Source organism: Rhodospirillaceae bacterium (assembly GCA_018660465.1).
In the GTDB taxonomy this organism is placed as follows: domain Bacteria; phylum Pseudomonadota; class Alphaproteobacteria; order Rhodospirillales; family JABJKH01; genus JABJKH01.
On record JABJKH010000122.1, the window covers coordinates 1 to 12,862 of the forward strand.

The window sequence follows — 12,862 nt, forward strand, 5'->3', positions numbered from 1 at the left end:
CCTTGATTGCCTTGGCTGCACCCGTCTGACGTGTCTGCGATTTCTGTCTCATCTTCGTTCCCTTCGGTCACTACGATGAGCTAAAAATCCTCTCTTATGCAATCCCGCTAATTTGTTCCATAGGCGCTGACGTTAGACACTTGCTCATTAGAAAACCCATCCGGATTTCCTTTGTACAATATGAGTAATTCTTCCGACTCAGCAGCTGTTTCGCCTAATTCAGCAAGGCCAAATGTCGGTGCTGATCCCGCCATTTTATGAATAGGGGATGCCAAACCATCAATTGCTGCTGCTAAGTCGTCGCCTTCCTTTTCGCCGACCAATCGGTCGTACGCCGCGCTTATTTCAATAAGCTTTTCCTCAACTGAGTTTGCATAGCGCTCACGTAGAAGGCGAACTTTATCCTGCAAACTTAGTGGTGGATCATGCGGCATTATAACGGTCCCAAATATTTTCTATCTGATTACACAAGGTAACTGGATCAAAGGGCTTACGGATGACATCAATCGCGCCCAATTCCATATACTCGGCTACCTCATGGGTTTGGCTACGAGCGGTCATGAAAATTACTGGGGTATCTTTGACTTCGGACATCGCTCGAATGGCCCTTAACGTTGTTGGGCCATCCATCTCCGGCATCATAACATCAAGCAGGATAAGGTCTGGCTGGATTCCCACGATCTTATCCAAAGCTTCCTGCCCAGAGCTACAGATATCGACAGCATATCCACCTAGATCCTTGAGCGTCATAAGCACGATTTCCTGAATATCAGGATCATCTTCAACTAAAAATATTCTGTTTAAGGAATTTTCTGCCATAATTTTCCCAAAGAACAATAATTAAAACAGCTGTCTAAGGGAATGCAGTGCCCCTAACAATGCCTATCCTGCTAATTGGTTATTCGTGCGCACCTATTCAATAGAAATATTAGTCATCAATACGGCTGGCGCCTTCGACCTCGATTTCTTCCTCCCAGGGTTTCGGCTTCATTGCGTAATAAATCGCAATAACGATCAAGACGATGATCGTAATCGAAATCCACCGCGGTTCCTCGGTGTTGAAGACGAAGCTAATCGGTGCCTCATTCGATACGGTCATCAGGTCACGCAGCCCGGTTTCGGCTATTGGACCCAAAATTATTCCCAACAAAACACCCGCCGGAGAATAATTGTATTTGATCATCCCATAGCCCACCACGCCGAAGACCATCATGATCCAAATTTCCGCAATGTTGTTGGTGCCGGCATAGGTACCAACAACACTAAAAATCAAGATCAACGGCCCAATAACGCCCTTGGGGAATAGGGTCAAATAGGCCATCATTCTGGCTAAAATTATGGCAAGGAAGCCCATCAATAAATTGGCGATAATAAAGCCCCACATGATCGTATAAACTACTTCCGGATTGAGGCGAAACAGCCGTTCACCCGGTTGAAATCCATGGATCGACAAGGCCCCGAGTATAACGGCAGCCGAAATCCCGCCTGGAATTCCGAGCACAAACATCGGTACAAGCGATGTTCCCGTAACACCGTTATTTGACGCTTCAGTTGCTGCCAGTCCCTTTGGTTCACCTTCACCAAACTTGTCGCCGGGTTTCGCTGACTGAATTTCCCAGTTGTAGGCTATCCATTGCGCGATAGAGCCACCAGCAGCGGGAATGACACCCATTACAAGGCCCGTAAACCAGCCCCGAACCAGCGACCACCGAAGTATATAAATTTCTGAGAACTTGGGCCAGATGTTCCAACTCAGCTTTTTGACACCCGCGATATTCGCCCGAGGATCGCCCTCGCAGAGTTCCATTCCTTGAGCAAATGCAAAGAGACCAATAATTGCCGGAAGGATTCCGATTCCCCCTTCTAAAGCGACGATATCCCCTGTGAAACGGGGAATTCCAGAATTGATATCAATACCAACCGTACTGAGATAAAGGCCCAGCAAGCCGGACATCATCCCCTTCATCATCGAACCCGTCGCAACCGCCGCGATTGCCGTCAGACCTAATAGAGCCGTCACAAAGTATTCCGCTGGTCCAAACAAGAGCGATATTTCGGCCAGGGGCGGTGCCATCAACAACAGCACGAACCCACTGATTAAGCCGCCAACAACCGAAGCAAACGTTGAAATTCTAATGGCTTCGATGGCTTTGCCCCGTTTGACCATCTCGTAGCCCTCGATCGCACTCGCAGCCGAGGCCGAGGTTCCAGGTGTTCGCAGTAAAATAGCCGAGAACGACCCACCATAAATTCCCGCTGCATATACGGAAACCAGCATGATCAACGCCGTTGCCGGCGGCATGCCGAAGGATACCGGGATCATAAGTGCAATCGCCATAGGGGGGCTAAGCCCGGGAATGGCGCCGATGACGAGGCCGATCGTAACACCGAGGAGCATGGCGCCAAAGTTCTGCCAAGAAACGGCAAGCAGGGCGTATTGTAGGGAGTCTTCGAACATTGTGTGCTTCTTCCTCGTTAAATCAATATGCGATCAGGCTTGCTAAATTAAGATGCCCTCGGGCAGGCCTGCCTTAAGAAAAATTTCGAAAAATCCGTACATTAAAGGAATCAAAATGGCCGCCGTAATCCCGACTAGTTTCAAATCGTTAAGACCCGTCAGGTACGTCGAAGCAATCAAATAGACCCCTGTTGCGGTAAAATAGCCTAGAAACAAGATCAAAAATACGTAGGCAACGACGGCAATGGCCATGATCCAGGCCTTTAAACCGAAGTAGCTGAAATCGAATTCAATCTTCGCAGCCAACTCCTTGGCACGATCACGATACGTTTGGTAAACTACCATCAATGACAAAAGCAACGTACCATAGGCAGCGAAGTTAGACTGCAAATTACCACCAAAGGAATAATCCTGCCCCATCCATATAACCCAGCAGCAAAATGAAATAATTACCGCTTGGGAAATAAATTCGCCCCATGCTCTAGTCATACGCTAACACCAATTTTCGATTGAATTTTTAATGAAGAAAATGGGTCCCGTCCCAAATTTGAGACGAGACCCATAATTAATTTTGGAAAGCCTTACTTTGCGTCTTCCCAGTACTTCACGCTGTTGACGAATTTCTCATTTTCGGCGATGGCGTCATGAAGTTCTTTGCCATCCCGATAGACCAACGGATTCTTATTTTTGAGTTCCTTGATCTGGTATTCGGGATCGTTCATGGCCTTTTTGATTGCCGCGACGTACACGTCCGATTTTTCCTTCGGTAGCCCAGGAGCAACAGAGAAGACACGTCCGGCATACACAACGTTCGGCAAGCCCGTGACTTCCTTGAACGTCGGTGTATTGGGCAAGTTCGGTGAACGCTCGTGCCCAAGAACGCAAATCGCGCGTAATTTAGCGTCCGTGAAATACGGCACGTAGTAACCGATGTTTCCACCGACTGCATCCGTGTGACCACCAACGACTTCACCGATTTTCTTGCCATCAGAGTTCGCATAGACTTTGCGGACTTTGAAGTTCGGCAAGAATTTCTCAGCATAGGCAATGCCCATGTGATCGTCGGAACCGACCGCAGTCGTGCTCATGACGAGGCCGTTTGGCTTCTTCGCCGCAACAGCTAGGAACTCTTTCAATGTCGAGAACCGGGGATCACCTTCTTTGACTGCCCAGAGGCACGGATCAAGCGACTGCCAAGCAATGAAATTGAATGACTTGAGCGTCTGTTTCCGCTTCATGCGGGGATCGAGCAAGCTCATGACATGCGGGAAGTTGACCGTACCCAGCATGTGATCGTCTTTTACCGGATCCCACTTGGACTGTTGGTCCCAAGCAACCCAGCCACCAGCACCCTTGATGTTGATGACCTGAACAGGCACCCCAAGGTATTTTTCAATATACGGGGCCATCAAGCGCATCGTGCGGTTGGAACCACCAGCAGTACCGAACGGCACAACCAGCTTAACCGGCTTATTCGGGAATTTAGCAGCCGTCGCAGGACGGGTGAAAATTGATGATACAGCGGCGGCACCCGTTGCGACACCAGCACCCTTCAGGACTTGGCGGCGGCTGACGCCGTCTTTCTTTTTGGATTTCACTGTCTTATCTCCCATTAAATCTCTCCTTGTTTTTGATCAATTTACGGCCAGCCGCGATTGGCGAGGCACGTTTTAGGTTAATTTCGCAGGTTCCTTGAGCGGGCAGGCACTGGCGCCACGCAAGATCATAAGGCGTTGTATTGATTGAACTTTGTGCCTCCCTCCTAACTCAAGCAACATAAACCGCCGACCCACAAAGATTTGGTTTTGGTACCAAATTCGTTCCCTCAATGACCTGAAGTTTCAGGTATTAAGCGCGGCAGCATTGCTCGCTGATACGAAAGTTTATGGAGTGCACCGATAGATTTCAACTGGTTTGTTTAAACCGGTTTACAGCATGCACCGTTATGCAGAGGTGAGCTTACTCAGGCTTGATGACAACCTGCTCCGTACCCGGCACAGGAGTATTGTTGGCGGCTCCTTTAGCAATCAGTGCTTCTGCACCGCCGTGTTTCTCAATTAGCGCCGCCTGATCGGCCAAGGCTTCAGCATTAATCGCTTCCGGGTCAAGCATATCGGTCAAGCATTCTCGCATCGCCGCAAGGGCATCGGCGTAGTTCGGATCACCCGCCACGTTGTCCATTTCTTCGGGGTCAATTTCCATATCGTAGAGTTCAGGGTCATATCCGCCCGCATAGTGAATATATTTATAGCGCCCGCCCCGGATCATATAGGCACCAGAGATCGCGCCCGCGGCATGGTATTCAGCGAAGACGACCCGTTCCGCATCATCGCCTGCATCAGCGATTTGAAGCAGCGATTCGCCCGGTAGCGTTTCATCCCCCTCTCCCATTGGGGCACCCGCACCTTCCAAGATCGTTGGGAAAAAATCGACCAATGATACAGGAGTCTCGGACATTTGCCCCTCTGGAATATCGGGGCCTGCCATGATCAGCGGCACACCCGTTGATTCTTCGTGCATGGTCGATTTCCCCCACAGCCTCCGTGCACCAATATTGTCGCCGTGATCGCTGGTGTAAATGATCCGCGTGTCTTCGGTTAGTCCCGCATCGTCTAGCGCCGTGATGACCTTGCCCATATTCGCGTCCATGAAAGTGCAAAGCCCGAGATAAGACGCCAAGGTAATCTGGCGGTGCTCATCGTCGCGGAAGAATTGTTCGTAGATAAAGCTCTTATTAAACGCCTGCCACCAGGGATGGTTCTCGAAGAGGTCTTCGTCCGCCGGCTTGAACGGCGGCAACTCATCCAAGGGATACATGTCGTAGTATTCTTGCGGTGCGATGATGGGAAAATGCGGCCCGATCAGCGACACGAAGCACACCCAAGGTTTTTCCGACGTACTTTCGCCCTTCCCCTTTAGCCAATCGCACGCGGCGCTGGTGATATCGGCGTCATAATCTTGATACTTCGTGTGACCCGGCCCGACCTCTTCAACGTACTGGCGGCCCTGAACCCGGACCGGCAGGTCCGGTCGAATAGACCCGTGCAGGTCCCCGACCCCGCCGTTGATGTGCATCGGTAAGATTTGTTCATCGAAGCCGGTGTCGTCGTCTTCGTTGGTGTAATGCAGCTTGCCGATAGAGACGACTTCGTTGCCGTTGGCCTGCAACCTGTGGCCCCAACTTGGCTGGCGGCCGTCATAGGCTATGGCATTGTCCCAGCACTTGGTGTCGTGCGGATAGCGCCCGGTTGCGAACCCAGCCCGCGCTGGCACGCAAAGCGCTGAATTGGTATAGGCGTAGTCAAATTGAATTCCGCGCCCGGCCAGCGCATCCAAATTCGGCGTCTTCACCCAATCGTGCCCGCGACAGCCAAGCATCTTCGGGTTATGTTGATCGGCCATGAGGATTAGCATGTTGGTTGGGCGCATTTTTGTCTCCGTAGATTTAATAATCAGGTCAACCTAATTGAAGTAATTGACTTCAACACTGATCTTGTTCGGGTCGTCTACAAATATTTGATAAAGGTTCATGCCCGGCACGTCACGTTCACGATATGGCATGGACTTCTGTTCCAAATGTTTCTTAAATCCGTCTGGGTCCGACGCAACAAAGGCGACGTGATCCAAGGTGCCGCTGCTATCAAGGTCATCCACATCGACTTCGCCAAGATAATCGATCAGCCCCTGCGGATTATCCGGATCGATGCCCACCAAATGGACAACCGGCAGGCCATCGACATAAAGCCAATAGCCGGGGAAATCGAAGTCAGGCCGGTCACCCACCGTCATTCCCAGGACATCCACATAAAAATCTTTGGACTCTTCCAATTTCAAAGTCCGAATAGAATAGTGATCGAGTTTCTTCAGGGGCATTTTGCTTCCTCTGAGTTGATTAATTTTATGAAATTAATTTAGCAACCAAGATCATGCAACCAGCATTGCCCCGCTGATGATAATCAGAGTCCATAGGACCGTCAGCCGAAAAGCCCTTTCCGGTAGAAAACCAAATAACCGTGACCCCGCCCAAACACTGAGTAAGGCTGGCACCACGAGGATCGCCACGTTTAGAAAAATTTGCTGGGTCATGGCCCCCGAAATCGCGATGGTGAGAAATACGATCAGAGGCAAAACACCAACAGCAATCACAATATTTGCCCGTTGCGTTCTCATATTGTCCGGCAGTGACATCAGATAGAGCACCAACACCCCGCCCCCGACGGCGGCGATGCCGTTAAAAAATCCACCGATGCATCCCGTCGCAATACTGGGACCGACGCCGCGGGGACCCTTGTATTTCCATCCGCATAACATGATCAACGCAAAGAACAACACCGCCGCGGCGATGACCTGTTTAATCACACCAGGGTCAACTGTCAGCAACAGGTGAGTCCCAAACGGTGCAACCAGCAGAACCCCGGCTATCAAGGGCCCGACCTCGCGCCACTTTACCAAAGGCAACGCCGGAAGGGTCAACTGAACCGTTGAGATCGTGCCGAGCGCAACCGTGGTCGCAACCGCCTCCACCGGCCCCCACAGCAGCGTAAACAACGGTGCCATGACCAGCCCGGTACCGAACCCTGTATATCCGCGAATAATCCCGCCCGCCGTGACAATTGCCACCGCCAGGGCCATCTCTATTCCAAATGAAAATTCCGTCATGGGTTAATAAACGATCCCCACGACGGCACCTGTCATTAACGTTGCCAGTGTGCCTGATAAAATCGACTTCATCCCCAGACCAACGATCTCTTGGCGCTTTTCAGGCACGACGGAGGCGAGGCCGCCAATCATGATGCCGAGACTGCCGAAGTTGGCAAAGCCACACATCGCATAAGTCATAATAATTTTCGAGCGCTCGCTCAGCGCATCGGCGGGGAGTTGGGAAAACTGAAAGTACGCGATGAGTTCGTTGAGGACTGTTTTCACCCCCATCAACCCACCTGCCGTCTGTGCCTCGGCCCAAGGGATTCCGATCAACCACGTCACCGGCGCCATGATCCAGCCGAGAACGCGTTCGAGTTTTAACGGCTCCCCTGCCACATCCGGCAACAATCCCAAAATCATATTCGCCAAAGAGATCAACGCGACCAGCACCACTAACATCGCAATCACGTTGATCAGGATTTGCACCCCATCGAAAGTACCCCGCGTGATGGCGTCGATGGAACTCGTGGCCTCGGACTTGGGCATCTCCAATTCCTGCCCCAGAGCGTCATCCCCCGGAATCAACAACTTGGCGACAACAATGGCGGCGGGCGCATTGATCAAAGACGCGGTCACCAAATGCCCCGCCGGATCAGGAATAACGCCAGAGAGAAAACTCGCATATAGAACCAATACCGTCCCCGCGATGGTCGCCATACCCGTCGTCATGACCAGAAACATTTCGCTGCGGCTTAACTTCGCCATGTAGGGTTTGATGAACAATGGCGCTTCGATCATGCCGACGAAGACGTTGGCGGCAGCCGCGACGCCACCCGCGCCACTAATCCCCAATGACTTTTCCAAGCCGCGCGCAAACAGCCGCACCACCACCGGCAACACCCGCCAGTAATACAACAGCGCCGTCAGCGCCGACACCACCAAGATTAACGGCAACGCCTGAAACGCCAACACAAACGCTGCCCCCGGATAAGGCTCCTTAAACGGCAACACCCCGCCGCCAACAAACCCAAACACCAAAGAAGTCCCCGCCTTGGTCGCGTCCTGCAACGCAAGCACACCCGCACCAATGGCGTGGAAAACTTCGCGAGAGGCCGGGAGTTTTAAAAGCAGAACCGCAAGCGTGATCTGCAAACCAACGCCAATGATAACCGTCCGCCAAGGTGTACGGGCCCGGTCCTCGCTGAGGGTCCAGGCAAGAGCGAGGAGGAGGGTTAGGCCGAGGAGGGGTTGGAGGGTGCTCATGCGCGAGCTTGCCTACCGCCACTAACAAGGGAACTCCACTCAGCGTCCTTCGAGACGCCGCTCACGCGGCTCCTCAGGATGAGGTTTATATTTGGGTTAATATAAAAATCGGTTGGAACAAAACGTAAATCCTCATCCTGAGGAGCGCTGAAAGCGCGTCTCGAAGGACGCTGAGTAAAGCTCCCACTAAACACCCCTCGGCCCCCACAAAATAACCGCAGCCCCAACCAAACAAATCGCCCCGCCCGTCACATCCCATCTATCCGGCATCCGCCCTTCCACAGCCCACAGCCAGACCAAGCTCGCGGCGATGTAGACCCCTCCGTACGCCGCAAATGCCCGCCCGGCGAATTGGGCGTCGATGCGGGTGAGGAGATAGGCGAAGAGGATCAGGCTGAGGGTGCCGGGGATCAGCCACCAAATTGGTTTTTCCAGTCTAAGCCAGCCCCAGAAGGCGAAGCAGCCGGCGATTTCGGCGAGGGCGGCGGCGGCGTAAAACAGGACTGATTGCACGGCAGTATTCCCTTAGAGCCAAATAAACTTCGCGACTGCGGCGGCGGCGATGGTCCAGACAGCAGCGTTGATTTGGTCGGACTTTCCCGTCGCCAGCTTGATCACCGCAAAGGCGATAAAGCCCATGCCGATGGCGTCGGCGATCTTAAAAGTAAACGGCATAGCGATGGCGGTGATGACAGCGGGAGCGACTTCGGTCAAGTCGTCCCATTCCAAGTCTGCCAGTCCCTGCACCATCAAGCAGGCAACGAAGATCAACGCGGGCGCTGTCGCGAAGGCGGGGATGGACGTTGCGAGCGGGGCCAAGAACAAAGCGGCCAGGAATAAAATTCCGGTGGTTACGGCGGTCAGGCCCGTGCGTCCGCCGGCGTTGATGCCGGCGATGCTTTCGATGTAGCTGGTTGTGGTTGAAGTGCCCATGACGGCACCGGCGACAGTCGCGGTGCTGTCGGCGATCAAGGCGCGGTCGAGGCGTGGCAGCTTGCCATCTTCGCCAATCAATTTCGCCCGCAGGCCGACGGCGACCAAGGTGCCTGCGGTATCGAACAAATCAACAAACAGGAATGCGAAAATCACTGAGATCAACGCCACATCCATCGCGCCCTTCACGTCCATTTGCAGGAATGTCGGCGAGGGGTCAGGTGGCATTGCGGCGATGCCATTGAAGGTTGCGAGCCCGGTGATCCATCCAATAGCCGCGACAATCAGGATCGACAGGATCAGCGCCCCCGGCACTTTCCTGACACTCAGCACGACCGCCAGCACAAACCCAAGGGCTGCCAACAAAACCGTTGGTTGGGTCAGTTTCCCCACATCAACTAGAGTCGCCGGATGATCAACCGTCAGGCCTGCACTTTGAAATCCGATCATGCCCAGAAAAAGACCAATGCCCGCACCGATGGCGAGTTTCAACGATTTGGGGATCGAATTGATGATCCATTCCCGCACAGGAAGAATACTGAGGCCCAAGAATATCAAACCCGATAGAAAAACAGCTCCCAAGGCGACCTGCCACGTATGCCCCATGCCACCGACCACACCAAAGGTGAAAAATGCGTTCAGCCCCATGCCGGGTGCCATCGCCACAGGATAGTTGGCGTAAAGCCCCATGATCAGGGTGCCGATGGCCGCCGCCACACAGGTCGCGACAAACACAGCGTTCTGATCCATCCCCGCCTTCGCCAGGATCGATGGATTAACGAAGATGATATAGGCCATGGTCAGAAAGGTGGTGAGCCCGGCCAGCACCTCTGTCCCAACTGTGGTATCGTGTTCGCTTAAACGAAAAAATTTGTCCAGCATGCCGCCCCCCATGTCTCCACCTCGTCATCGCCCGATTTGACAAACTTGGACCAGTTTACGCCTCTTTTCAAATCAGCGAACAAATTAGGCATCTCTTTTTACTGCTCGTTAACACCAGCAAGCCTATCATCTAGGTGATTCAGCCTTGGTAGGGACTTAAGATTATGAAATCTGTGGGCATTTTTGTTCTATTTTCGGCCTTTATGCTATGCACTTTTCCGGTTCAAGCAACCGAAGACGACGGGCGATACCGTATTATAGCGCCCAGTAAAACCAAAATAATATTAATCGATTCGGCCATGGGCCGGACATGGCTAATGACCAAAGAGAATGAGTGGAAACAGATTGAATTTTTCCGCGACGGCCGCGGACCCAGAAATCAGATCACACCAGAGAAGATGTCTCCGGCAAAATCCAAGAGAAGTTGGGACGGTGGCTTTTCATCAAAACCGCTCGCCCCAGCCAAACCGACCCCTTTAAGTCCCTTGAAACCGGGGAAGACTCCCTAGGGGTTGATGTCAACCTTAGCCGGTTTTCTTAAGTTCTATAATAAACTCGCCAAATTCGCCTTTGAGTTCTTCAACATTGTCAGAAACATCTGTCAAATTACCAGCAAGATTAAGCATCAAGGACGCTTTTTCACCAACCTCCTGAGAGCCATTTGATACGCCTGAAATATTGACCGTCACTTCTTGCATGCCGCCGGAAGCTTGTTCAACGTTTCGAGCGATTTCCCGTGTTGCCGCACCCTGTTCTTCAACAGCGGCGGCTATTACCGTAGAGCCTTCACTCACTTTGTTAATGGTTTGGGTAATCTTGAGAATTGCATCAACCGCTGTTTGGGTGGCGCCTTGTATCCCCCCGACCTGAGCGCTAATATTTTCCGTCGCCTGGGCTGTTTGATTGGCTAAGTTCTTCACTTCGGATGCAACCACCGCGAACCCTTTGCCAGCATCGCCAGCACGCGCAGCCTCGATGGTCGCATTCAAGGCGAGTAAATTGGTCTGTTCTGCAATGTCTGTAATGATGGAAACGACTTCGCCAATTTTGGTTGCCCGTTCGGCGAGCCCTTTCACCTCCTCATTAACGTTTTGGGCTTCATCAGCCGCGTCTTGTGCGACTTTATTGGAGTCTACAACTTGACGGCTAATTTCAGAGATTGAGCTTGATAATTCCTCTGTCGCGGCCGCAACAGTCTGAAGATTTGCCGATGTCTCTTCGGCTGCCGCAGCAACAACAGTAGATTTAGTGGAAGTGTCTTCTGCCGTCGATGTCATCGTCTTTGCAGAAGACTGAAGGTCTGATTTTGTTGAGGTCATGGTATCAACAAGATTTGCCATATTCATTTCAAAACTGCCTGCCAGGTCAGTAAAACTTTCAACTCGATCCTGGGATGCCTGGGTTGCCGTATTGATCGCCCGGCCTGCCGTTAGAAAACTTCCCGACATGCCTTTTTCAACAATTCTGCGGTAATATTTATTACGGCTGACATAGTCCAAACACGCGGTCGATTCGCGAACATATGCATCGGTTTTGTCGATAAGTCGATTGATGGCATTCAGCAGTTGGGCCGCTTCTCCCGTTTCCGTAATATCCAAAATTCGGGCTTCGAAATCTCCCTCCGCAACTGCTTCACACACCTTCAATGCCTTTGAAATAGCGGCCTTATTTTCGCTTCCAAACATTTTTTTCTCCGTTTAATTAATTGCTCACGTGTTCAAACCAGAATAATTTTAGCCATGAAGTCATTACATGTTAGCGGCGATGAATTGGTCGTATTCCAAGTTATTCTGAGTTAGGAGATCCACAACCATTCCGGTGGATGCGGCCATGCCCTCCTTGCTATTGGAATGCTTCTTCTCTTCAGCCAAGAGCTGAGCGTACAAAGGAATTATAGATTCCGTTACGATCTTTCGATCAGGCACGCGACGGTTTGAGTGATAGCTGGTGATATTTCCAGATGTATCCCAGCTTGGCGTCACGTGCGCCAGAACCCAATAATGATCACCATTTCTTGCTCTGTTAACCACGTAGGCAAAAATCTCCTGCCCATTTTGCAAGGTATCCCACAAGAGCTTGAAGATGCAGCGCGGCATATCGGGATGCCGGATCATACTATGGGGTTGTTGGAAACACTCTCGTTCGGTAAAGCCGGCAATTTTTAAAAACACATCATTCGTATAGGTCATGCGTCCTTTAAGATCAGTCTTACTAACGATAATTTCACCGTCTTCAAAGAAGCGTTCAACACCTGTCACACTTAAGTCATTGCTGGCCATAAAATTGCTCCGAATTATAAAATAGAGTTCTATTCTCCCGAATTGAGGTCGCGTCAGAGTTTAATGTCGCGAATTCATCCTAATAACTCCGCACCAAATTTTATAAATTAGGTCTGCGCCTTTACCCACCTAAACAGTCAAGCTGTGTAAAATATTGCGCGATAGATAGGTCAATTATTTATTATTGTAATTCTAAATTATTCGGTACGCTGGTGGGATAGACTTATATGAAATTAGGCATATCCGCATATAAATTAAGGTCATGCTAAACGGGTATTCTGTCAAGTTTCAAGATATTACAAATTGTGACAAGCGTTGTAATTTTTAGCTACTTTTAGTTCTCAACAATAAAATTATATACAACCGAAATATTTCAAGGGCCTCGTCTTATTTTTAAGCTAGC

General features: G+C 51.2%; 13 protein-coding genes. All 13 read right to left on the reverse strand.

Features of this window, described 5'->3' with window-relative positions:
* Nucleotides 1–107 precede the first annotated feature (107 nt).
* Nucleotides 108–434, reverse strand: a complete 327-nt coding sequence (locus HOM51_20210; protein ID MBT5036843.1) for a hypothetical protein — start codon at nt 432–434, stop codon at nt 108–110.
* The gene (locus HOM51_20215; GenBank protein ID MBT5036844.1) at nt 424–819 is read right to left on the reverse strand and encodes a response regulator; all 396 of its coding nucleotides are present in this window, start codon (nt 817–819) and stop codon (nt 424–426) included. The genes HOM51_20210 and HOM51_20215 overlap by 11 nt, the downstream gene beginning before the upstream one ends.
* A 109-nt stretch (nt 820–928) precedes the next feature.
* Nucleotides 929–2,458, reverse strand: a complete 1,530-nt coding sequence (locus HOM51_20220) for a C4-dicarboxylate ABC transporter permease (protein ID MBT5036845.1) — start codon at nt 2,456–2,458, stop codon at nt 929–931.
* A 42-nt stretch (nt 2,459–2,500) separates the two neighbouring features.
* A complete protein-coding gene (locus HOM51_20225; protein ID MBT5036846.1) occupies nt 2,501–2,947 on the reverse strand; it encodes a hypothetical protein in 447 nt (148 codons plus the stop codon).
* A 92-nt stretch (nt 2,948–3,039) separates the two neighbouring features.
* Complete coding sequence (locus HOM51_20230) at nt 3,040–4,071, reverse strand: tripartite tricarboxylate transporter substrate binding protein (protein MBT5036847.1); 1,032 nt, start codon at nt 4,069–4,071, stop codon at nt 3,040–3,042.
* A 346-nt stretch (nt 4,072–4,417) separates the two neighbouring features.
* On the reverse strand, nt 4,418–5,887 hold the full coding sequence (locus HOM51_20235; protein ID MBT5036848.1) for a sulfatase-like hydrolase/transferase: 1,470 nt from the start codon (nt 5,885–5,887) through the stop codon (nt 4,418–4,420).
* Between the two features lie 33 nt (nt 5,888–5,920).
* Nucleotides 5,921–6,331 (reverse strand): glyoxalase, encoded by a 411-nt coding sequence (locus tag HOM51_20240; protein MBT5036849.1) that lies wholly within the window; start codon nt 6,329–6,331, stop codon nt 5,921–5,923.
* A 51-nt stretch (nt 6,332–6,382) separates the two neighbouring features.
* Nucleotides 6,383–7,117 carry a sulfite exporter TauE/SafE family protein gene (locus HOM51_20245; GenBank protein ID MBT5036850.1) on the reverse strand — a complete coding sequence of 245 codons (735 nt, stop codon included), beginning with the start codon at nt 7,115–7,117 and terminating at the stop codon, nt 6,383–6,385.
* 3 nt (nt 7,118–7,120) lie between these two features.
* A complete protein-coding gene (locus tag HOM51_20250; GenBank protein ID MBT5036851.1) occupies nt 7,121–8,365 on the reverse strand; it encodes a nucleoside:proton symporter in 1,245 nt (414 codons plus the stop codon).
* 186 nt (nt 8,366–8,551) lie between these two features.
* Nucleotides 8,552–8,878, reverse strand: a complete 327-nt coding sequence (locus HOM51_20255) for a YnfA family protein (GenBank protein MBT5036852.1) — start codon at nt 8,876–8,878, stop codon at nt 8,552–8,554.
* Nucleotides 8,879–8,890: 12 nt separating this feature from the next.
* The gene (locus tag HOM51_20260; protein MBT5036853.1) at nt 8,891–10,180 is read right to left on the reverse strand and encodes an NCS2 family permease; all 1,290 of its coding nucleotides are present in this window, start codon (nt 10,178–10,180) and stop codon (nt 8,891–8,893) included.
* A 524-nt stretch (nt 10,181–10,704) separates the two neighbouring features.
* A complete protein-coding gene (locus HOM51_20265; GenBank protein MBT5036854.1) occupies nt 10,705–11,865 on the reverse strand; it encodes a methyl-accepting chemotaxis protein in 1,161 nt (386 codons plus the stop codon).
* 63 nt (nt 11,866–11,928) lie between these two features.
* The gene (locus HOM51_20270) at nt 11,929–12,459 is read right to left on the reverse strand and encodes a PAS domain-containing protein (GenBank protein MBT5036855.1); all 531 of its coding nucleotides are present in this window, start codon (nt 12,457–12,459) and stop codon (nt 11,929–11,931) included.
* Nucleotides 12,460–12,862 lie beyond the last annotated feature (403 nt).

Excerpts from the sequence above, each read along its gene's own strand:
- HOM51_20210 (MBT5036843.1), bottom strand. The coding sequence starts at position 434 with ATGCCGCATGATCCACCACTAAGTTTGCAGGATAAAGTTCGCCTTCTA.
- HOM51_20215 (MBT5036844.1), bottom strand. The coding sequence starts at position 819 with ATGGCAGAAAATTCCTTAAACAGAATATTTTTAGTTGAAGATGATCCT.
- HOM51_20220 (MBT5036845.1), bottom strand. The coding sequence starts at position 2,458 with ATGTTCGAAGACTCCCTACAATACGCCCTGCTTGCCGTTTCTTGGCAG.
- HOM51_20225 (MBT5036846.1), bottom strand. The coding sequence starts at position 2,947 with ATGACTAGAGCATGGGGCGAATTTATTTCCCAAGCGGTAATTATTTCA.
- HOM51_20230 (MBT5036847.1), bottom strand. The coding sequence starts at position 4,071 with ATGGGAGATAAGACAGTGAAATCCAAAAAGAAAGACGGCGTCAGCCGC.
- HOM51_20235 (MBT5036848.1), bottom strand. The coding sequence starts at position 5,887 with ATGCGCCCAACCAACATGCTAATCCTCATGGCCGATCAACATAACCCG.
- HOM51_20240 (MBT5036849.1), bottom strand. The coding sequence starts at position 6,331 with ATGCCCCTGAAGAAACTCGATCACTATTCTATTCGGACTTTGAAATTG.
- HOM51_20245 (MBT5036850.1), bottom strand. The coding sequence starts at position 7,117 with ATGACGGAATTTTCATTTGGAATAGAGATGGCCCTGGCGGTGGCAATT.
- HOM51_20250 (MBT5036851.1), bottom strand. The coding sequence starts at position 8,365 with ATGAGCACCCTCCAACCCCTCCTCGGCCTAACCCTCCTCCTCGCTCTT.
- HOM51_20260 (MBT5036853.1), bottom strand. The coding sequence starts at position 10,180 with ATGCTGGACAAATTTTTTCGTTTAAGCGAACACGATACCACAGTTGGG.
- HOM51_20265 (MBT5036854.1), bottom strand. The coding sequence starts at position 11,865 with ATGTTTGGAAGCGAAAATAAGGCCGCTATTTCAAAGGCATTGAAGGTG.
- HOM51_20270 (MBT5036855.1), bottom strand. The coding sequence starts at position 12,459 with ATGGCCAGCAATGACTTAAGTGTGACAGGTGTTGAACGCTTCTTTGAA.